Origin of the sequence: Brevibacillus reuszeri, from assembly GCF_002897295.1 — a bacterium.
Classification (GTDB): domain Bacteria; phylum Bacillota; class Bacilli; order Brevibacillales; family Brevibacillaceae; genus Brevibacillus; species Brevibacillus reuszeri_A.
On record NZ_BEXF01000001.1, the window covers coordinates 281,507 to 301,694 of the forward strand.

Annotated in this window: 23 protein-coding genes; 20 read left to right on the top strand and 3 right to left on the bottom strand. The window is 47.9% G+C overall.

Annotated elements, in window-relative coordinates; translation table 11 throughout:
• Nucleotides 1–2 precede the first annotated feature (2 nt).
• Nucleotides 3–977 carry a class II fructose-bisphosphatase gene (gene glpX, locus C3B52_RS01370; protein ID WP_103104296.1) on the bottom strand — a complete coding sequence of 325 codons (975 nt, stop codon included), beginning with the start codon at nt 975–977 and terminating at the stop codon, nt 3–5.
• Nucleotides 978–1,097: 120 nt separating this feature from the next.
• On the opposite strand from glpX, the gene C3B52_RS01375 reads away from it, so the two are divergent.
• The 4 genes from C3B52_RS01375 to C3B52_RS01390 all read left to right on the top strand — a co-directional run bounded on the left by C3B52_RS01375 (nt 1,098) and on the right by C3B52_RS01390 (nt 3,320).
• Nucleotides 1,098–1,205: a hypothetical protein gene (locus C3B52_RS01375; protein WP_049741614.1), complete on the top strand. Its 108-nt coding sequence runs from the start codon at nt 1,098–1,100 to the stop codon at nt 1,203–1,205.
• A 10-nt stretch (nt 1,206–1,215) separates the two neighbouring features.
• Nucleotides 1,216–1,650, top strand: a complete 435-nt coding sequence (locus tag C3B52_RS01380) for a DUF86 domain-containing protein (RefSeq protein ID WP_103104297.1) — start codon at nt 1,216–1,218, stop codon at nt 1,648–1,650.
• A 95-nt stretch (nt 1,651–1,745) separates the two neighbouring features.
• Nucleotides 1,746–2,375, top strand: a complete 630-nt coding sequence (locus C3B52_RS01385) for a helix-turn-helix transcriptional regulator (RefSeq protein ID WP_103104298.1) — start codon at nt 1,746–1,748, stop codon at nt 2,373–2,375.
• Between the two features lie 165 nt (nt 2,376–2,540).
• Entirely contained in the window at nt 2,541–3,320 is a 780-nt protein-coding gene (locus C3B52_RS01390) for a TIGR01457 family HAD-type hydrolase (RefSeq protein WP_103104299.1), read from the top strand.
• Here C3B52_RS01390 and C3B52_RS01395 read toward each other — a convergent pair.
• On the bottom strand, nt 3,303–3,824 hold the full coding sequence (locus C3B52_RS01395) for a phosphatidylglycerophosphatase A family protein (protein WP_103104300.1): 522 nt from the start codon (nt 3,822–3,824) through the stop codon (nt 3,303–3,305). The two genes, C3B52_RS01390 and C3B52_RS01395, sit on opposite strands and share 18 nt — an antisense overlap.
• A gap of 155 nt (nt 3,825–3,979) precedes the next feature.
• On the opposite strand from C3B52_RS01395, the gene C3B52_RS01400 reads away from it, so the two are divergent.
• Genes C3B52_RS01400 through C3B52_RS01410 form a run of 3 tightly spaced genes read left to right on the top strand, consistent with a single transcriptional unit; the run spans nt 3,980 to nt 6,895 of the window.
• The gene (locus C3B52_RS01400; RefSeq protein ID WP_103104301.1) at nt 3,980–5,065 is read left to right on the top strand and encodes a hypothetical protein; all 1,086 of its coding nucleotides are present in this window, start codon (nt 3,980–3,982) and stop codon (nt 5,063–5,065) included.
• The gene (locus tag C3B52_RS01405) at nt 5,022–5,981 is read left to right on the top strand and encodes a 2-hydroxyacid dehydrogenase (protein WP_103104302.1); all 960 of its coding nucleotides are present in this window, start codon (nt 5,022–5,024) and stop codon (nt 5,979–5,981) included. Before C3B52_RS01400 ends, C3B52_RS01405 begins: the two co-directional genes overlap by 44 nt.
• Nucleotides 5,978–6,895: an alpha/beta hydrolase gene (locus C3B52_RS01410; protein ID WP_103104303.1), complete on the top strand. Its 918-nt coding sequence runs from the start codon at nt 5,978–5,980 to the stop codon at nt 6,893–6,895. Before C3B52_RS01405 ends, C3B52_RS01410 begins: the two co-directional genes overlap by 4 nt.
• 65 nt (nt 6,896–6,960) lie before the next feature.
• Here C3B52_RS01410 and C3B52_RS01415 read toward each other — a convergent pair whose 3' ends face one another.
• Complete coding sequence (locus C3B52_RS01415) at nt 6,961–7,188, bottom strand: NifU family protein (RefSeq protein ID WP_103104634.1); 228 nt, start codon at nt 7,186–7,188, stop codon at nt 6,961–6,963.
• Nucleotides 7,189–7,376: 188 nt separating this feature from the next.
• Between C3B52_RS01415 and cysK the strand changes: the two genes are divergently transcribed.
• From cysK to C3B52_RS01480, 13 genes are all read left to right on the top strand, one after another.
• The gene (gene cysK, locus C3B52_RS01420; protein ID WP_103104304.1) at nt 7,377–8,300 is read left to right on the top strand and encodes a cysteine synthase A; all 924 of its coding nucleotides are present in this window, start codon (nt 7,377–7,379) and stop codon (nt 8,298–8,300) included.
• Between the two features lies 1 nt (nt 8,301).
• Complete coding sequence (locus C3B52_RS01425) at nt 8,302–9,435, top strand: bifunctional cystathionine gamma-lyase/homocysteine desulfhydrase (protein ID WP_103104305.1); 1,134 nt, start codon at nt 8,302–8,304, stop codon at nt 9,433–9,435.
• A 47-nt stretch (nt 9,436–9,482) separates the two neighbouring features.
• Nucleotides 9,483–9,818, top strand: a complete 336-nt coding sequence (locus C3B52_RS01430) for a YuzD family protein (RefSeq protein WP_103104306.1) — start codon at nt 9,483–9,485, stop codon at nt 9,816–9,818.
• Between the two features lie 223 nt (nt 9,819–10,041).
• The gene (locus C3B52_RS01435) at nt 10,042–11,262 is read left to right on the top strand and encodes a hypothetical protein (protein ID WP_103104307.1); all 1,221 of its coding nucleotides are present in this window, start codon (nt 10,042–10,044) and stop codon (nt 11,260–11,262) included.
• Nucleotides 11,263–11,394: 132 nt separating this feature from the next.
• On the top strand, nt 11,395–12,288 hold the full coding sequence (locus C3B52_RS01440; RefSeq protein ID WP_103104308.1) for a hypothetical protein: 894 nt from the start codon (nt 11,395–11,397) through the stop codon (nt 12,286–12,288).
• Nucleotides 12,289–12,365: 77 nt separating this feature from the next.
• The gene (locus C3B52_RS01445; protein WP_103104309.1) at nt 12,366–12,707 is read left to right on the top strand and encodes a hypothetical protein; all 342 of its coding nucleotides are present in this window, start codon (nt 12,366–12,368) and stop codon (nt 12,705–12,707) included.
• A 280-nt stretch (nt 12,708–12,987) separates the two neighbouring features.
• Complete coding sequence (locus C3B52_RS01450; protein ID WP_103104310.1) at nt 12,988–14,049, top strand: suppressor of fused domain protein; 1,062 nt, start codon at nt 12,988–12,990, stop codon at nt 14,047–14,049.
• Nucleotides 14,050–14,167: 118 nt separating this feature from the next.
• Complete coding sequence (locus C3B52_RS01455) at nt 14,168–14,581, top strand: hypothetical protein (protein ID WP_103104311.1); 414 nt, start codon at nt 14,168–14,170, stop codon at nt 14,579–14,581.
• Nucleotides 14,571–15,452 (top strand): tetratricopeptide repeat protein, encoded by an 882-nt coding sequence (locus tag C3B52_RS01460; RefSeq protein ID WP_103104312.1) that lies wholly within the window; start codon nt 14,571–14,573, stop codon nt 15,450–15,452. Before C3B52_RS01455 ends, C3B52_RS01460 begins: the two co-directional genes overlap by 11 nt.
• Nucleotides 15,452–16,696, top strand: coding sequence for an AAA family ATPase (locus C3B52_RS01465; protein WP_103104313.1), 1,245 nt, complete (start codon nt 15,452–15,454; stop codon nt 16,694–16,696). Before C3B52_RS01460 ends, C3B52_RS01465 begins: the two co-directional genes overlap by 1 nt.
• Nucleotides 16,697–16,987: 291 nt before the next feature.
• Nucleotides 16,988–18,253 carry a hypothetical protein gene (locus C3B52_RS01470; protein WP_103104314.1) on the top strand — a complete coding sequence of 422 codons (1,266 nt, stop codon included), beginning with the start codon at nt 16,988–16,990 and terminating at the stop codon, nt 18,251–18,253.
• Nucleotides 18,254–18,272: 19 nt separating this feature from the next.
• Nucleotides 18,273–19,199 carry an ABC transporter permease gene (locus C3B52_RS01475; RefSeq protein ID WP_103104315.1) on the top strand — a complete coding sequence of 309 codons (927 nt, stop codon included), beginning with the start codon at nt 18,273–18,275 and terminating at the stop codon, nt 19,197–19,199.
• A gap of 11 nt (nt 19,200–19,210) precedes the next feature.
• Nucleotides 19,211–20,188, top strand: coding sequence for an ABC transporter permease (locus C3B52_RS01480; RefSeq protein WP_103104316.1), 978 nt, complete (start codon nt 19,211–19,213; stop codon nt 20,186–20,188).

Genomic DNA, 20,188 nt, shown 5'->3' on the forward strand with positions numbered 1-20,188 from the left:
CTCTACTTCCATAAAAGATTAGGTTTGTGTTCTACATTGTGCAAGGCACGGACAAAGCGAATCGTCTTTGTTTGCGCACGCATGACAATAGAATGAGTCTCAACCATGTCATCTCCCAAGTAACGCACGCCTTGGAGCAGCTCGCCATCAGATACACCGGTTGCGGCAAAAATCGCGTCGTCTCCTTTTACGAGGTTATCCAGAGTCAGAGGCTGCTCAGGATTTGTCAGGCCCATTTTAATGCAGCGCTCTCGTTCTTGGTCGTTCTGAGGCTTGAGCTGTGCTTGCATGTCGCCACCGAGACATTTAATTGCAGCGGCACTGATAACTCCTTCTGGAGCTCCACCGATTCCGAGGAACAGGTCAATCCCGGTATGAGGCAGACAAGCTGCGATCGCTGCCCCTACATCCCCATCTCCAAACAGCTTGACACGTGCACCTTTTTCACGAATCGTATCAATAATCTCCTGATGACGATCCCGTTCCTGAATAATAACGGTTACGTCTTGGATGCGCTTGTTGTTTGCCTCAGCGACTACTTCAATCATTTTATCCACGGGATCGAAAAGGTTGATTCTTCCTGCTGCACGTTTTCCTACGGCCATTTTCATCATGTACATATCTGGAGCATGCAAAAGAGTGCCACGATCGCCTATGGCAATGACCGACATAGCATTGTTATGGCCCTTGGCAACAATAGTGGTGCCTTCCAGCGGATCGACTGCGACATCTACCTCGGGACCGTCAGCTTCCGGGCTGCCAAGCTTCTCACCTATATAGAGCATCGGGGCCTCATCCAGCTCACCCTCACCGATGACGACTGTACCCCTCATGTTAATCGTGTCAAACATAGCGCGCATGGCGCTTGTAGCTGCCCCATCTGCCTCGTTTTTCTTTCCTCGTCCCATCCAGTGGGAAGAGGCGAGTGCAGCCATCTCCGTAACTCGTACGATTTCTAGTGCCAGTTCGCGTTCCACAATTGTGTCCTCCCTTAATGCTGGCAAAAAGTTCACTTCTTGTATTGTAACATAAAGTACAAGCTGTCGCGTTGGCACGTACAAATTTGGTATACTGTTGGATGAAAAGAGGTGAGTCCCGTGAACAATTCCTATCTGCAGGAAGGGGAATTGGTGCTTCTCGTCCTGGTGCTAACTTTTGTGTTTACCATTTATTACGCAAAGCGCAAAGCAAAAAAGCGAAAATAAGGAGACTTCCATGTACGACGTGAATACAAAGCGAATCGACCAAGTATTGGCACATATGAATCGTATGCTTGATCTATTGGAGAAGCTGGGGGAACGGGGAGCGGAAGCGGTTTTGTCAGATGAAGTTGCTGCCCTCGCGATGGAGCGAGCCCTGCACTTGTCCATCGAAGGGATTGTTGACGTGGGAAACGCGCTGATCGACGGCTTTATCATGCGTGACCCAGGCAGCTACAGCGATGTGGTAGAGATTATGCGTGACGAACAAGTTATTACTGATGAACAGGCAGTTATGCTGACACGCTTAACCGAGTTCCGCAAGCACCTGGTGAATGAATATACGAGTGTTCCAGCAGCAAAGATGTATGCTCTAGCTATAGAAGCAACGCCCGCATTGCGACAATTTGATCCGCGCGTTCGGGCATTTTTGAAAAAGGAACTTTTCTAGAAAAATGAGGCAGCGGATTTTTTATACAAAATGCTATCATTTGTTTACTAAAGCGTCCCGATCCGCTACAATAGGTAGAAAGGACGGTGATACGTATGACAAACGAAGGAACGTCCACTCGTGACCAAATCCTGCATATGCTCAAGGTGAAAGGCTCGCTCTCTGTCAGCGACATGGCCGTCGAGCTGGGGATTACGGAAATGGCTGTAAGACGCCACCTGAATACCCTTGAAAGGGATAATTTGATCAAGTCCACGCTTGTTCGGCAAGCAATGGGACGTCCAACCAATGTATATTCCTTGTCGCAGGAGGCAGACGAACTGTTTCCGCGCAATTATTCTCATTTGACGCTCGACTTTTTGCAGGATCTGAAAGAAATGGACGGTCTTGGAAAAGTAGAAATGCTGTTTCGCCGCCGCGAGAATCGTTTGGAGGAAAATTACAGTGCGCAAATGCAAGGCGACCTCGAAGACCGTGTAGCCAAGCTGGCCGAGCTCCAAAACGAAAAAGGTTACATGGTGGAATGGGAAAAGGAAGAGAGCGGGGATGGCTATCGGATTCAGGAATACAACTGTCCGATTTCTCAGGTTGCCCGTGAATTCAATCAGGCTTGCAGCTGTGAGCTGTCGTTGTTCCGCAGAGTATTAAAAGCGGATGTGGAGCAGACCTCATGTATGGCTAAAGGCGGAGAAAAATGCGTTTTTGCCATCAAGGAAGCGAAATAAATAACGGCGTTCTCAGGACCACTCTGGATTTTTGGCAGGGTGGTTTTTTGCTTGCTGCATTTTGGCGGACAGATTGATAGGCATCATTACCAAATATCGTTTACACTATCAGCGTAAGGCTGAAACAAATAGAGAGCATCTTTTGTCAATGGAGGAGTGGATCACATGAAACATTACAAAGGCTACTTGCTTGATTTGGATGGAACCATCTATCGGGGGAAGACGGCGATTCCTGGAGCAGCTGAATTCGTCCGCCATCTAAAGGAGCAGCAGATTCCGTTTCTGTATCTGACCAACAATTCAGCTGCGTCACCAGAGGTTGTAGCGGGGCGACTAAGAGAGATGGGAATCGAGGCCGAGGCTAGCGATGTGTACACTTCCAGCATGGCTACAGCCAACTACCTTTCAGAGCGGGCAGAAAAAGGAACCGGAGTTTATATGATCGGGGAAGAAGGGCTGCGTGAACAGTTGGTTCAAGCGGGCTTACGGATTACAGAAGAAGCCCCCCAGTACGTCGTTGTCGGCATCGATCGCGCGTTTACTTATGAAAAGCTGGCTATTGCGGCAAGAGCAGTAAGGGCAGGAGCGGTTCTCATTGCTACCAATACCGATGCTGCTCTGCCAACAGACGGGGGACTGTATCCGGGAAATGGTTCGCTGGTTGCCGCCATTTCTGTTGCATCTGCCACCAAGCCAATTATCATCGGTAAACCTGAGCCTATCATCGTCCGCTACGCACTGGAGAGGCTAGGTACAGAGCTTCGGGATACACTCATCGTCGGAGATAATCTCTCAACTGATATTGAGGCAGGAGCCAAGACGGGGCTGGACAGTCTGCTGGTTTTGACTGGTTATTCCAATCGTGAGGAAGCAGCCGTTCATAGTGCACAGCCAACCCACATTGCCGAGGATTTGACGGACTGGCTGTCACGACTGTCCCTCTAAACATTCCTCCTGCTGCTTTTGACGATGGGCAATTCGGCTGGAGGCAGCAGCGGCAATGGCTCCGACAAGATCGTCTAGAAACGTATGGACACCTGCACTTTTGTCATTCAAGTCTTTTAGCTTGCCGTGCTTGAGCTTGTCCACATAACCGAAGTTGGTAAACCCGATGCTTCCGTACAAATTGACAATGGCCAGCGCTAGAACCTCATCAACACCATAAAGTGGTTCATCCGTTTCAATAATCGTTTGGAGTGGTGGCAGCAGCTTCTTTTGCTCTGCGAGGATGTCGAGCTGAATGCCGGTGAGCAGGGCGTTTTGTACCTCACGTTTTTTTAAAACGGATTTGACACTCTCCATGCATAGCTCCATCGTTAAATCAGGGACGTATTCCGTCTGCAGGAACATCACGATTTCAGCTATATCATCCAAACTCACGCCTCGTTGTTGCAAAAGCTCTATGACAACATCAAGACATGAATCACTATTCAATGGGTGCTCGCTCATGCATTTTTCCTCCTGTCTGTCAGGGATTCTTCTGTACATCCCCGATCATGGCACATTATGAATGAAGCTTAGTATCTGCAACCAAATAGGCACCTATCCCGATCGCGTGACATACAATGTCCAATGAGAAGGTTGTGCCTAGGAGGTTGGAATAAATGGAGGAAAAAGACCTATTACAAGAGCAATACGGGTTTCTCTTGCAGGGCTATCGAGACACTGGTGCCAGTAAGGTGCTGGAAACGGATCAAGGCTTGTATTACATGTACGCGGTACCTGCGGGATACAAATATAAGAACAAATTTATAGAGCGCGTACGGAATCATCTAAATCAGCAGCAGGATATCAAGATGCTCAAGCTGGTAAAGACGGTGGGCGGGCAAGCGCATTTCATTTCGGATGAACAGCTGTTTTATTTGTACCGAGGCGTACGTGAAGGGGAGCAAGAAGATCCGCACTTTGCCGCTGGACAGTCCTTGGCGCAATTTCATCAGGCGACAAGCACGTTTACAGGCGACAAGCTGTTCATGCCCTATAGCTCGCTGGGCAACTGGCCGAGCATGTGGCGTAAAAAGCTGCGACACTACAACGAGTACCGTGATGAGCTGGATGAAGAGAACGTTGAGCTGACTTCCATGGATGAATTTTTGCTGACGAGCTACACGTATGTGCATCAGCTTGGGGAAATCGCTGTTCAATATTTGCAGGCTGCTGGGTATGATAAGGTCGTGAAGGAAACGGCAGGACTTGGAAAAGTAGCCTACCAAAATTTTGACCAAGGGTATATGCTATGGAATGAGAAGGATGCGCGACTAATCGGGGGAGAATGGAACTGGGTCCTGGACATGCGAGCGCGTGACGTAGGTCAATGGATAAAAGCAGAGACCAAGCGCAGCGGGTGGAATGATGACTTCGTTGCCAGCTTTATTGATGGATACAACAGTGTCTCTGCGCTACTTACTGGGGAGTATGGCGTCATTTACGGACTCTTGCTCTATCCAGGTCGATTCCTCAGACTTGTGGAAGCCTATAAAGAGCTGCCTATTGAAGAGCGACAAGAAGTAAATGTCGAGGCATGGCAAAAGCAATTGGAAGACGAGCTTGCACATATGGAAGCAGGACTCCGGAAATATCCCCATCTGGTTGAAAAGCGTTATGGCGTATCCATTCCACAAATTGATTGGTTGTGGAGGCAAATTGATGAAGAAGCCACAAGTATTCGTAACGAGGAAGCTGACAGATGAAGTGATTGCCATGCTGGAAGCGGTGGCAACGGTCGAACAGTGGACGGAGGACTATCCGATTCCGCGTGAATTGCTGCTCACAAAAGTCGAACAGGCGGATGCAGTGCTGACGATGCTGACTGAGCGAATTGACGAGGAGCTCTTGACACGGGCAAAACATTTGCGAATCGTAGCCAATATGGCTGTCGGTTATGACAATATTGATCTAGCTGCTTGCAAAAAGCATGGCGTGATCGTAACAAATACACCAGATGTGCTGACGGAGGCCACTGCTGATCTGGCATTTGCTTTATTGATGGCAACGGGGCGACGAGTGACAGAGGCGAACCGCTTCCTTTTGAATGGGGAGTGGACCTCGTGGAGCCCTATGCTTTTGGCGGGGCAAAATGTATTTGGTACAACGCTCGGGATTATCGGGATGGGCAGGATTGGTGAGGCAGTCGCCAGAAGAGCAAAAGGCTTCGGGATGCGGATTATTTATCATAACCGAAGCCGCAGGCATGGGGCAGAGGAAGAGACCGGGGCTGAGTGGGCAGGGCTAGAGGCGCTACTGCAAGAGTCCGATTATGTGCTCTTGCTGACTCCGTTGACGGAGGAAACGCGTCTGTTGATGGGAGAAAAGCAATTTGGCCTAATGAAAGAGACGGCCGTATTTATCAATGTTTCGCGTGGCGGAACCGTCGATGAAGCAGCGCTCTACAACGCTTTGGTGGAGAAAAAGATTTGGGCTGCAGGATTGGATGTTTTTCAGGTAGAGCCAGTACCGCTCGATAACCCACTGCTGCGCTTGCCAAACGTTGTCGCTTTGCCGCATATTGGCAGTGCAACCATTCAGACCCGAACGGAAATGGCAAAGCTGGCAGCTGCAAACATCGCTTTGGTGTTGAAGGGTGAGGAGCCGCTTACTGCGATATGAGTGTGATCTTTTCTATTGGAATCGGGCTTTTGCTGCTATTTCTGATCACAGGTATTGCCGTGGCGCTACGAGTCACATGGCGGTTGACCCATCCTGTGCGAAAGCCAATCAACATGGAGCCGGGCGATTTTGGAATCTGTCGTGCCGAGACGATCCAGTTTCAAAGTCGGGAGCAGGCAATTGCTCTGTCTGGATGGTACCTTTCTGCTGAAAAAAACGGCTATGAGGCAAATGGCAACACACTCCTGTTTGCCCACGGCTACAGTCAAAACAGGCTGGAGCCGCATTTACCGGCGTTGTCCTTGGCGGCAAGGCTTCTTGAGGCGGGCTTCGATGTCTTGATGTTTGATTTCCGAAATGCGGGTGAATCGAGTGACTCGCTGACGACGATCGGACTTCGCGAGCAGCAGGACCTGCTCGGGGCAATTGATTATGCAGCCTCCGTCCACCCGGAAAAAAGACTGGGGTTGGTTGGCTTTTCTATGGGGGCGGCTACAGCGCTATTAGTAGGTGGAGTCGACTCGCGCATTCAGGCGATCGTAGCAGATTCCCCGTTTTATTCCCTGCAGGAGTACCTGGAAGAAAATTTGCCGCAATGGACGGGCCTGCCGCGTTTTCCGTTCAACTGGTTTATTTTGACCTTCAGTCCGCTTTTACTGGGGGCAAATCCTCGTCACGTAAAGCCGTATCAGGCGGTCAAAGAAGCTGATAAACCGATCCTTTTCATTCATGGGACGAATGACCTCACGATTCCTACTGCAAACAGCGAACGCTTGCATAGCTTGGCCCAAGATGAAGATTCTGCGCTGTGGCTCGTCCCTGATGCCGGACACGTTCGCAGCTATGCACTGGTACCAGAAGAGTACGCAGAGAGGGTCATTTCTTTTTTGGAAAAAGCGATGGGCAGGAAATAGCCATTTTTTAAACGAAAAAAGCAGCTACGTTATTGGCTCGTAGCTGCTCTTAAGTCCATCCTGGCTTAGAATACTTGTTGTACTTCTTTGATGCCTGGGATTTCTTCAACCAGGGCACGCTCAATCCCTGCTTTCAGGGTAATTGTGGAGGAAGGGCAGCTACCGCAAGCACCCATCAGGCGCAGCTTCACAATACCTTCTTCTACGTCAACGAGTTGTACGTCTCCACCATCACGTTGCAGGTAAGGGCGCAGTTTATCGAGAACTTCTTGTACTTGATCCATCAGATCCATCATTCATTCACTCCTTTCCAACCTCTCCTTTATTATAATCATAGACGAATGATAAATCCATGGCTTACATGCCCTGTTGACACTTTCAAAACATGAATATGCTCGATACGCACCCTGCATGGACTTTTTGTGATAGCTGCATGTTATAATGAGAGAGCAAGTACTTCAACATAAGGAGTCGTATTTACGTGAATGTATTTCGCAATGTGAAAGAACTGATCGGCAATACGCCAATCGTCGAAATTACACAGTTTGAGCTTCCGGAGGGAGTCCGTCTATTCGCGAAATTGGAATATTTTAACCCGGGCGGAAGCGTCAAGGACAGACTTGGCATGGAACTGATCCGCGCTGCAGAAGAAAGCGGACAGCTAAAGCCAGGTGGCACGATTATCGAACCAACAGCAGGAAATACAGGAATCGGTGTTGCGCTAGCCGCTGTAGGAACTGGCTATAAAGTCATTTTTTGCGTACCAGCCAAGTTTTCCGAGGAAAAGCAGGAGCTGATGCGTGCGCTTGGGGCGGAAGTCGTCAATACGCCTACCGAGAAAGGAATCAAGGGAGCGATTGCCAAAGCACAGGAGCTCGCTGCGTCGATTCCTGGCTCTTTTGTCCCGCAGCAATTTGCCAACCCGGCCAATCCTGATGCCCATTACAAAACCACAGGTCCTGAAATTTGGAAACAAATGGATGGAGAAGTGCAGATGTTCGTCGCAGGGGCAGGCTCTGGTGGTACATTCATGGGTGTAGCCCGTTATTTGAAAGAACAAAATCCTGCCATCAAAACAGTGATTGTAGAACCAGAAGGCTCCATTTTGAACGGTGGAGAATCAGGCCCGCACAAAACCGAAGGAATCGGCATGGAGTTTTTGCCTCCTTTCATGGATACCAGCTATTTCGATTCGATTCACACCATCCTCGATGTGGACGCATTTGAACTGGTTAAGCAGCTTGCAGCTAAAGAAGGCATGCTCGTCGGAAGCTCGGCTGGAGCAGCGATGGCAGCAGCCTTGCGTGAAGCAAAGGAAGCGGCACCGGGAACAAACATTGTCGTCCTATTTGCAGACAGCAGCGAACGCTATTTAAGCAAAAAAATCTACCAAGGAGGTATGTAAGATGCGCATTAAAACTCGATTAATCCATGGTGGTATTGAGGGAGATCCACATACAGGTGCAGTATCCGTTCCAATTTATCAAGTGAGCACATACAAGCAGGAAGCGATCGGCGTCCACAAAGGCTTTGAATATTCCCGTACAGGCAACCCGACTCGTCACGCTCTGGAAACGTACATTGCAGAGATCGAGGGCGGTGCTCGCGGCTTTGCATTCGGCTCCGGGATGGCGGCTCTTTCCACCATTCTCTCCCTATTTAACAAAGGCGACCATCTGGTTGTCGGCGATGACGTTTACGGCGGTACTTTCCGCGTAGTTACCCGCGTGTTTTCCCGGTTGGGTCTGGAAGCTACCTATGTAGACACCAGCAATCTGGAAGCTGTGGAAGCAGCGATTCGCCCGGAAACAAAGGCAATCATTATGGAAACACCGACAAACCCATTGCTGAAGGTAAGCGATATCGCCGCACTGGCTGATGTTGCCAAAGCGAAAAATGTCCTTCTGATCGTAGACAATACGTTCATGACACCGTACTGGCAAAACCCGCTCGATTTAGGGGCAGATATCGTTTTCCACAGCGCAACCAAATATTTGGGCGGTCACAGTGACGTAGTCGCAGGTTTGGTAGTAGCGAAGGATGCCAAAGTAGGCGAGGATTTGCATTTCGTTCAAAATGCAATCGGAGGCGTGCTCGGACCACAAGATTCCTGGCTGCTGCTTCGCGGAATGAAGACACTGGGAATTCGTATGGAAGAGCATGAGCAAAATGCACGCACGTTGGCGAAATGGCTGTCTGAGCGCAGTGATATCAAGCGTGTGCTGTATCCTGGATTGGAGAGTCATTCCGGGCATGAGCTCATCAAAAAACAAGCTCGCGGCTTCGGCGGCATGATTTCCTTTGATGTAGGCAGCGCTGAGCGTGCCGATGAAGTTTTGTCGAAAGTGAAGTACTACACGCTGGCAGAATCACTCGGTGCTGTAGAAAGTCTGATTAGCGTGCCTGCACGTATGACACATGCTTCTATTCCAGTTGAGCGTCGTGCTGAGCTGGGCATTACAGAAGGCTTGGTGCGTATCTCTGTAGGTATTGAGGATGTTCAGGACTTGATCGAGGACCTGGAGCAAGCTCTGTCCTAAGCCATATAGAAAGAGACCGATGATGGAATCGAGAGGGGGCGGATCATATGAGCGTGGAAATTAAAGTGTTTGGGACGGAGCAGTTGTGCGCAAGCTGCGTCAATCTCCCGTCAGCAAAAGAAACCGCTGAGTGGCTGCAAGCCGCCATCTCGCGAAAATATGGAAGCGACAGCATCCGCATCGTTTACAGCGACTTTCAACAGCCACAGACAGACGATGACAAAAGCTGGGCAACCCGCATTATTGAGGAAGATTTGTGGTATCCGCTTGTCGTAATTTCCGGGGAAATTGTCGGTGAGGGAAATCCGAAGCTGAAAGATATTTATGGAAAGCTGGAGAGTATGGGCTTACAGCCACTTTCTGAAACGGTAGAAAGTGAATAAATAGCTGTCGATCAGCTGAGATAGTTAAAGAAGAACGACCAGATGATTTCATGTCTGGTCGTTTTTTATTGTATAAGGCAAGTGCATGGAAATGTCCTGAAAAACCTCAGTGAAGGATTTCAATGTGTCGAATTTCAATCAGAATTTTCGGTTAATAAAACAAGTAACCAAAGGCAGTTGCATATCGTCTACCTAACATCACGAATAAAAGGATGATTTTTCCATGCGCCATAAAAAAATAGTCATTGGAATGATTTCCTCTGTGCTCTGCATGTCATCCATCGTTGTTAGTTCTCCGGTCCCAACGGTTGCAGCTGCTTCTAGTTATCAAATCACCTATAAACTTCCGCCAAATCCCGAGAAATACTTGTTTTTGAATGTGGAGATGGTCGATATTTTAAATCCGCAGATACGAGCTAATATGAGAACCTATACACAAGAGGACTATCTTGTTGATATGGATAGCGGAGGCTCGCACTTTAAGACTTTTTACTCTGATAATCTGCGATTCATGACTTCAAAAAAAGGCTTCCTCTGGAATATGTATCACTTTATTGGGATTTTTCCTCCCCATTACCCAGCTAATGTTGATTTGGACGAATTGGACAGACGGGTCGAGAGTACACAGAGCTTTTCAGACGAGGGTCGAGCGCTACGGGAAAAGAGAGCAGAGCTACAAATGAATGCCAAATTGCAGCCTCTTATCGACGCAGGATATGTCAAATGGGAAGAGCTCGACGATGGAATGGCGACGAAGGAATTCATAGCAATGGTTCTCTATCGGATGTTTAAAGAAGTACGTCCCTATCACGGAGGAATTGATCTGAAAGATTCGGAGGATACAGCTGTGCGGTGGGCTGTGGAAGTCGGACTTCCGGGTTTTATTGTCGACCAGAAAGGGTACGTATATCCTCAACTCCCACTGAATCTCGAAGCGGGACCGGAAAAATATGCACAGGAGCAGCCGTATCTTCGCATATTTCAATTCATTAACCTGATCCTGCCAGGGAAAAAAACAGCTTCAGGCTGGGAGTATTATCAGGTAAAGCTCAAGCCAGGGATGGCTCCTATGCTCGCTGATGATATCGTACGTGTAAATGGCATGCCCATGTCCTCATTTGACTTTTGGGGAGTGGAAAGAAGGGAAGCGGAAAAATCCCCTCTTTATCAGCAGGCGAAAAGTAAAATCGCACAATATAGTATCTCTCGCTTTCCCCAGATGCTCGCTCAAGCACGCAAAGACGCTCTGAAACCGCGGGCATGGGACTGGAGCCGCGACCTGATCCACCATCCGCGATTTGCCAAGGAGATAGCGGCTTACCGAAAAAACAAAAGCAGCAAAAACTTGAATGCAGTCTACCAGGCTGTCAGAGGGTACTATAATCTGAACATCCGCCAAGACTCCGTCAACGTAATCAAAAGCGTTTTGGAAAACGTCAAGTAAGCGGTCGTTAAGCAAAACTGGCCAGCGTTTTTACCAATTTGTATTTTGTTCGTTAACAGTTTGTAACAAAAAGGAAAGGGCTTCGTCCTATAGTTATGCATATACCGATGAACAACTAGGGAGGAAATAACAATGAATAAAAAATGGATGAAGCCCGCTACCTTTTTGCTGCTGGCAGGAGTGGTAGGAGTAACTGGCTTGACACTGGCAAATACAAAGGTAGCTCATGCTGACTCAGAAAAAGGAAAGCTGTTTGCAGCAGCCGAACAGCTCAAACTAGATAAAAACACGTATGTCATCGATCAAAAAACAGCGGATGTAAACGGAGATAAAGTAGACGACACCGTGTATCTGGTTGGAGTAAAAGAGAAGGCAGACGATATTTACGCATCTAATATGAACCTCGTCGTGCAGAATGGCAAAACAAAAGCATATAGCAAAACCGATATGAAAGACTTGGGTGGCTATGAGGGAGAGCTGACACTTCTTGACTTTACAGGTGACCATGTTGCCGATGCTTTCGTCAAAACAGCAACAGGCGGCTCTGGTGGCATATACAATCATGTGGTAGCAACCTTTGCAGACAACAAGCCTGCCGTGATTTTTGGAGAAAAAGAAAATGAGGGAATCAACTATGAGGGTTCCTTTGTGAACGGCTTTAAGGTCGAAGGAAAAAGTGCACAGCTAGACAAGCCACTCACGATTGATGTCAGTGCAAATCAAGATGTGTACGTAGCGGCCAAGCTGTACGATAAAGCTGGCAAGGTGCTGCTCGCAGATGCAGATACCTCCGTTATGACGTACCCTTTCGGCTCTTTGACACCGATCGATATGGATGGCAATGGCACCTACGAGCTGGTTGGGGAACAACGAATTGTCGGAATCAATAATACAGACACTGTTTCCCGCATCAACTCCGTATGGGGCTATCAAGCAGACGGCAAATGGAATCCTTGGGAAGTAGAGTATTCCACTTTCGTGAAAAAGCATCCAGGCGAAGCAATCAATACAATGGTTGGCAAATAATATCCCCGTTTGTTCTACCAACCTGCTCCTCCTCATATAGTTTCTTGGTAAAGCCGAAACAAAAGGAGGACGAGCAGATGGAACAACAGGTAGCCCGCTATTATGAGCTGAAAGAATTGCAAAAACAGCTAGAGGATGAGCTAAACGAGCTGAGAGGAAAGCTGATCGATGCCTATGCGGAGGTAGGGAGTGCAGAGGAAGGCGACTATAAACTGTCCATAAGCTACCAGGAGCGGCGGGAGTTCAATGATGAAAAACTGTACAACTCCTTGCCTGATCCATCCCTTTGGCGACTCATGTCACGGGCAGATACCGGAAAGATCAGCAGTCTGCTCAAGCTGAACGTCATTCACGAGCAAATATTGGCAGGCACGTATGAACAAAAGAAAGTACCGGTGTTGCGTGTGCAAAAGCGGTGAAGCTAAACGTCAGGGACCAGCCCTGGCGTTTTTTTGTCCACGAGAATCTCCCTTTTGTCCAACACCATTATATGAAAAAAAGGGAATAGATAGGAAAAAAGGCATGAGAAGAAAGTAGGTCTAAAGATGTTTTTGAACTGTAAAATTAGATAGAAATTGCCAGTTGTTGTCATTGAGTTTTATACTTTATGGAGGAATTAGGCTTTAGGCCCTCTTCATGAACATTCAACTGAAATATACAGATCACACTTATAGGGGAAAATATTGGAGGTAAGCATATATGACCGAGGAAGTTGCCTCAGTAGGCTGGGATGCCATTGATACGGAAATGGAGAAACTTTACGGGGAGCAGGAGCCAAAGCATTACGGAACGTACCTGCCGTATGCACTCGGTGGTCCAGACCCATTAGATGGTATTAGCGCCTATAAAGCAGAAACGCCAAGCCCACATTGGCATTTTGTTACCTATGGATTTTCAGAGCTCTATGACAAGGAATCGGAAAATACCGAAGAAAGTGGATATGGATTTGAATTAACCTTTCGGCTGACGAGAGGGGCAGATGAGGAAGAACCACCTGCATGGGCGCTAAATCTTCTTCAAAATATGGGCCGATACATTTTTAACAGTGGCAATGTGTTTCGCGCAGGGGATTATTTGGATGCCAACGGACCGATTTGTTTGGGAGCCGAGACCGAATTGACTGCCCTTGCTTTTGTCCATGATCCTGACTTGGCTGAAATCGAGACGCCGAATGGACGAGTCCAATTTTTGCAGATGGTTGGAATTACAGGCGACGAACTGGAAGCGATGCAGACCTGGAATACACTCGGAGTGCTCACTGCGGGCCTTTCATACATACCGAAATACCTTACAGATTTAGAGCGTACCTCTCTGCTAAAGATTGCTGCTGTTTCCGAGGCGATACAGCATGGGGCGGAAGAGGAAGGCTCGAACACCGGCTTGTTATATGTGAGTCAGCTAGCATGGGAGCCTGGTAAGAAGGGCTGGTTTACGAAGACGCCTTCCACACTCCAGCTAGGGGCAAAGCAAGCGGAAATCATCGGAAAGCTGCTGCGTGGGAGGATTAGAAAAGGGAACAGGCTACGCCTGATCGGTTCTGATATCCAGGTTGTATTTGAGCCGGGAGAGAAGCCGGGCTGTATCGTGGAGGAGGATGAGATTCGGATCGTCCTCAATGAGTTGGCTACCGTAGAGCTGAGCCAGAAACTGCTTCCAAAAGAAAGTAAATTTGAAATTCCTTCTTTAGCGGGAACTGCCTTTCATATTGTAAAGACAAATATTACAGATAATGAAGGCAATGTAGTACAGGTCATCGGTTGACTCGCAAGGAAGACTGGAGCAATGGTGCGAGAGCAGGTCGGTTATGGGAGAACCCTTTCATAAGCGACTTGTTTTTTTGCATGTATAGCAAGAATGATCCGGAAATGAGTGAGAAGGCATGAATCAGGAATTGCTTCAACCGAGCTTGAAGCCAAATGTTGACTATCAAACCAAGTCATATAACTTGACCCACTATATAGTGGCTGCCATATTGGGCGGATTTTTGCCCGCCATCGTACTAGGGATGAAAAACGCAAATGGGCTGCGCGTACGCCCGCTTTGGAATTACCTGCTCGGAGGAGTAGGCATTGTCCTTTTCATCGTGACTGCAGCCTGGAGCTTCCGGCATCTTTTGGCAGTAGGAATCGGTGCAGCCTATTATTTTCTAATGAAAAAAAAGTATCGACATCATATGGCCTTGCAGGCAAAGACCAGGCCTATTCTGGGTGAGGCCATTCTTTATATTATTCTTGGCAAGATTGTGGAAGCGTTTGTCCTGGTAAAAGGAGTGCAGCTGTTCTATGGAAATTGAAGCATTGGAAAATTCATCGCACTATCGGTTAGGCAAGCATTATTACGATATGAATCGCTATGAACAGGCAAGGGAGCATTTCCAGCAGGCACTCGCTGAGGCGCCGACAAATACGACCCTGCTGTACATGCTGAGCTATTGTGAATTCGAGCTGGACAATTACGAGGAAGCGTATGAGCTGATCGTGGATACGCTTGAAAAAGGGCTGATAACCGAGTATGTTTACCAGCTTCTTGGCCTGATTTTGCGAGCGCAAAAAAAGTGGTATGAAGCCGAGCAAGCTATGCTGCAGGCTCTTTCCATCAACCCTCAGGAGCCAGGAGTAATTGCAAGCTATGCGTACTTGATGTACGAAACAGGGCACCTCAAAAAGGCAAAGCTGCTGATGGATGAGGCAAGGCGCATAGAGCCGGAAAATCAAACCGTGCTACATTACCAGTTTTACATGAACCTAATCGATGATAATAAAAAGCAACAACGTGATACGCTGGAAAAATATATTCAAGTAGCCGACGACGAGCTGCCCAAGCTATTGAAGATCGGGGAGGAAGCGTATTTTCGGGACGATTATAAAGCAGCGAAGGAAGCGCTCGTCCAAGCCTTTTTGCTTGATCCAACCAACGAACGAGTAAAAGAATTGCTCGACGCGATCGACAGGGAAACGCATATCGTTTTTCTGCCAAACAGGCTTGTCGACAAGCTTGGCGGGACTCTGGGAACATGGGCGATTTCAATCGGGATCATCATGCTGCTGAGCTACTTTGCCCCTGCTGCTCTCGGATTCTATTTGGTATTTATCATTATTTTCAGCATCTATACGTGGACATCGCCACTCATTTATAAAATTGTTTGCAAAGTGAGGAATCACTAGTGGAAAAAATCGACCTAATCAAGCAAATGGCAGAGAGCAACCCGGAGAACGGGGCAACGTGGTACCTGCTCGGACTGGAATATGCACAGCTCGGCAAAAATAACGAAGCGCTGCAAGCCTTCACGGAAGCACTTCGGTTTGGAGATCAGGCACTCCAGCAGCAAATCATTCTGGAGCTAGGAAAGCTGGCCGCAGCGAAGCCAATTGTCCAGGAGGTCGCTGTATCACAGAAATTAGCCAAGACGAAGTACGCTGAGACAAACGCGGAGCCAGCAAAGGATGAATCCGCTGACGATGTTAGTACTGAACCAATGGCGAGCAACGTGAAGCCGTTCCAAGTCATCCGGGGAGGACAAGGGGGAAGAGAGGACGAACGGATTCAAGTGCCGCTTACGTTCAATGATGTGGGCGGATTGCATGATGTGAAAAATGCCATCCAAATGAAAATCATCAAACCATTTGTTTCTCCGGGATTATTTGAGCGCTTCAAGAAAAAAGTCGGTGGCGGGATTTTGCTATATGGTCCTCCCGGCTGCGGAAAGACGTTCATCGCCAAAGCGACTGCAGGTGAGTGCCGGGCTCGGTTCATGCCGATTCACATTGCGGATATTCTTGATCCGTACATAGGGGGCAGTGAGCAAAATCTCCGTTCGCTGTTTTCATCGGCAAGAGCCAACAAGCCAAGCGTGCTGTTCCTCGATGAAATGGATGCGCTCGGATACAACCGAAGTCGGTCGTCGTCAGACACGATGCGTACCGTAATTGACACGCTGCTGACAGAGATTGAGGGGATCGAAGCCAATACAGACAAGATGCTCATCATCGGTGCCACCAATATGCCGTGGGATGTGGACCCTGCCTTCAAGCGTCCAGGTCGTTTTGATAAAATGATTTTCGTTTCGCCGCCAGATGAGGAAGCCAGGAAAACCATTTTTTCCATCAAACTGGCAGACCGACCGCTGGAGCAAATCGATTATGACGTATTAGCGAAAGAGACGGATTTGTACTCGGGTGCCGATATTGAAAATGTGGTCGAGACAGCAACAGAGGAAGTAATCGCGGAAATTATGCGTACCGGGGTAGAAAGACCGATTCATATGAATGATTTGAAGCAAGCGATACAGTCCACCCAGCCTTCCACGATCGATTGGCTGCGGACTGTAAAAAACTATGTCAAATACGCCAATCAGGGCGGTCTTTACAACGAAGTAGAGTTATTCTTGTCGCGTTATAAACGGATCTAGTCAAAAAGCTTATTTCTGCACGAGGATGTGTGGGAGTAAGCTTTTTTTACTTTGAGCTCCATAATGTTTTTTTATAGGAGGGGACAAGCTGAACATAAAATTCAAATACAAGTGTAGATTGACAATTCAGACTTTTGAAAATAACATAAGCTTAAGTTGAATTACAGACAAATTAGAGAATGATTTTAGTTAATTTAAATCAAATTTTGACTCCATTTACTGGGATTATCTACCAACAACCATGTTTTTAAGTAATATCAGACAAATTAAAGACTAGTAGAAGGTGATGAATTGAATTTTACGTTTGCTGTAATTGGACCCAAGCTGTTAGTCGATGACATCTGTGAAGTATTGGAGGAGTTCTCGTATATCGAGCCGACCAAGCTCATCTATGACTCGGAAAAAAACGTCCGCGATCTGCTCCAGGAAAGTATGGAAGTCTACGATGTGTACTTTTTCAGTGGAGATGTACCGTTCCTTCTCTCGCAAGACTTAATCCCACCTCATTCGTGCTCACTGTTTATACCCTTTGAAGGAACCGAGCTGTACAAAGCCATCATTCAAATTTATCGCCACTATCACTTCTTTCCCATCATCAGCTTTGACGGAATACCAGCTAAGCATTTGCAAGAATTTTTCGACGAAATCGACGCATCCAACGTAAAGTGGTACTCGAAAAATATGGATGGCTTCCAAAACTCCGAGGAGCTGATTGAGCACCATATGAAGCTCTGGCAAGAGGGAGTTATACAGGTCGTTGCCACAAGTATTTACTCCGTTTATCAGCGGCTAAAAAACAGTCATGTGCCTGTCTTTTTCATCAAAAGCACAAAGCAGCTCATTCGCGATACCGTCAACAAGTCGCTATGGATGGTGAAGGAGCAGAAGAAGCAGCTGGCTCAAATCACTGTGCTGCAATTCAAAATCCAGCCTGCCATAGACGGACAACACAAAAAAATAACCGATTTCAGCAAGCGCTTGTTTGCTTCTACGACGAGTGACGAAGAGGGCGAGTACACGCTTTATACGACGAGAGGACTCGTGGAAAAAGTGACCAAGGACTTCACGAGCTTTCCAATATTAAAAAATAGCAGTGGTGAGCAAGGGACAATCAATCTCGGGATCGGGATGGGGGAGACGGTGGAGCGCGCCCTGTACAACGCCAATCGGGCCGTTGAGTTTGCCGTACGAAATCCAGGCAACAGCGCTTATCTCATCGACGATCAGATGAAGGTGCTCGGTCCGCTTGGGACGAGAAATACACTCAACTATTCGCTTATCGATGAAGAGCGAGGAGATTACGCCTCAACAACGATGCGCAAGCTGTTTTCCTGGCTGCAGCTCATTCAAAAAAATGAGGTGACGACACGGGAAATCAGTGTCGGGATGAATACAGGAGAACGCAATGCAGCGCGAATGGTCCAAAAACTGAAGGAAAAAGGGATTGCTGAAGTCATAGGCAGTGAATCTATGAGCCAACGCGGCAGGCCACGACCGATTTATCGCATTGATTTGCACCGGTTATCACAGGAAGTAAAAGTCAGGAACAATTTGTAGACCCAAAAGGAGGTACGAGATGGCAGGTTATATCGTAAAACGGTTATTCGCGAGTATCTTGACGATGTTTGTTCTTGTGACGATCACCTTTTTCCTGATGCACGCTGTACCCGGTGGCCCTTTCAGTCCCGCTGAGGAGAGGAAAGTGCCGAAGAGCGTCATGGAGAAAATGGAAGCAAAGTTTGGGCTGAATGAACCGCTTGGCGTGCAATACGTGAACTATCTAAAAAGCATCGCGCAGGGGGATCTCGGCTTTTCGTTCAAGCAGGCTGACGTCACGGTAAACGAGCTGATTTCTCGCGGGTTTCCTGTATCAGCAAAAGTCGGAATTGTGGCGATCATCATCGCACTGATCATCGGCATGCTGCTCGGGATTACGTCCGCGATCAAGCGGGGGAAATGGGCGGATTGGACGTCGATGATTTTTGCGACAGTCGGTATTTCCATTCCGAACTTCGTGCTTACCGTCTTAATGATGTTTTTGTTCGCAGTCGTATTGAAGCTGCTGCCAACATACGGATTGTCTAGCTGGAAGCACTATATTTTGCCCGTTATTGGGCTTGCCTTTGGTCCGATTGCGTATATTGCGAGGCTGATGAGGTCCAGCATGCTCGAGGTGATGCGCCAAGACTACATCCTGACAGCCAGAGCCAAAGGGGTTCCCGAATACCGCGTCATTTTCAAACACGCATTGAAGAATGCCATCATTCCGATCGTTACGTATTTGGGTCCGCTTGTGGCTGCGCTTTTGACTGGCAGCTTTATTGTAGAAAGAGTGTTCTCGATTCCAGGCATAGGCAGGGATTTCGTAACAGGGATCAGTGATCGCGATTATTCCGTCATCCTGGGACTGACCGTCTTTCTTGGATTGTTTATCATCATTGCGAATTTTATCGTAGACATTCTTTATGCCGTGATCGACCGGCGGGTAAAAATTGAGGAGTAGGAGGTGACTGGATGAATTACGCAGCAAAGCGAAGTGAAGGAGCTGTTCCGCTCTCTGACCTGAATCAGGCATGGGCAGAGCTGCCGGATGAGGATTTTTCCAAGCTGGATGAAACGACGAAACAGACGGAAACGTTATCTCGTCCGAGCAAATCGTATTGGCAGGATGCATGGAGCAGGTTCCGTAAAGATCCGCTGGCGATGATTGGTTTATTCGTTCTCTTAGCCATTACAGTCGCAGCGATACTGGGTCCGATGCTTTCGCAGTACACGTACGATGGACAGGATATTGCGCGTCAAAACCAAGGACCGTCCGCAGAGCATTGGTTCGGAACGGACAAATTCGGGCGTGACATATTCGTCCGCGCGATGTATGGAGCTAGGATCAGTTTGACGATTGGGGTTGCTGCTGCAGCCATCAATCTGGTGATCGGCGTGATCTATGGAGGAATTTCAGGTTATTTCGGCGGCAAAGTAGATATGATCATGATGCGTATTGTTGATATTTTGATCGGAGTACCTGAGCTTTTGTACATTATCCTTCTCATGATGTTTTTGGGGAACACGATTGAAAGCATACTGCTCGCCATGTCGCTTACCTATTGGATCGGCACGGCACGAATGGTGCGCTCGCAGGTCATCACACTCAAGCATCAGGAGTATGTTCTGGCGGCAAGGGCAACAGGGTCATCCAATATGAGAATCCTGTTCAAGCATCTCATTCCGAACAGCATGGGACCAATCATCGTGACCGTAACGTTTTTAGTTCCTTCGGCAATATTCACGGAAGCCTTTCTCAGCTTTTTGGGGATCGGGATTCAGGTGCCGATGGCCAGCTGGGGCACGCTCGTAAACGATGCCATTCCGACGATATTTACTCAGCCCTATCAGATGCTTTTCCCGGCTATCGCTATCAGTATTACGATGTTTGCGCTGAACTTCATCGGCGATGGACTGCGTGATGCCTTGGATCCGAGGTTAAAGAAATAA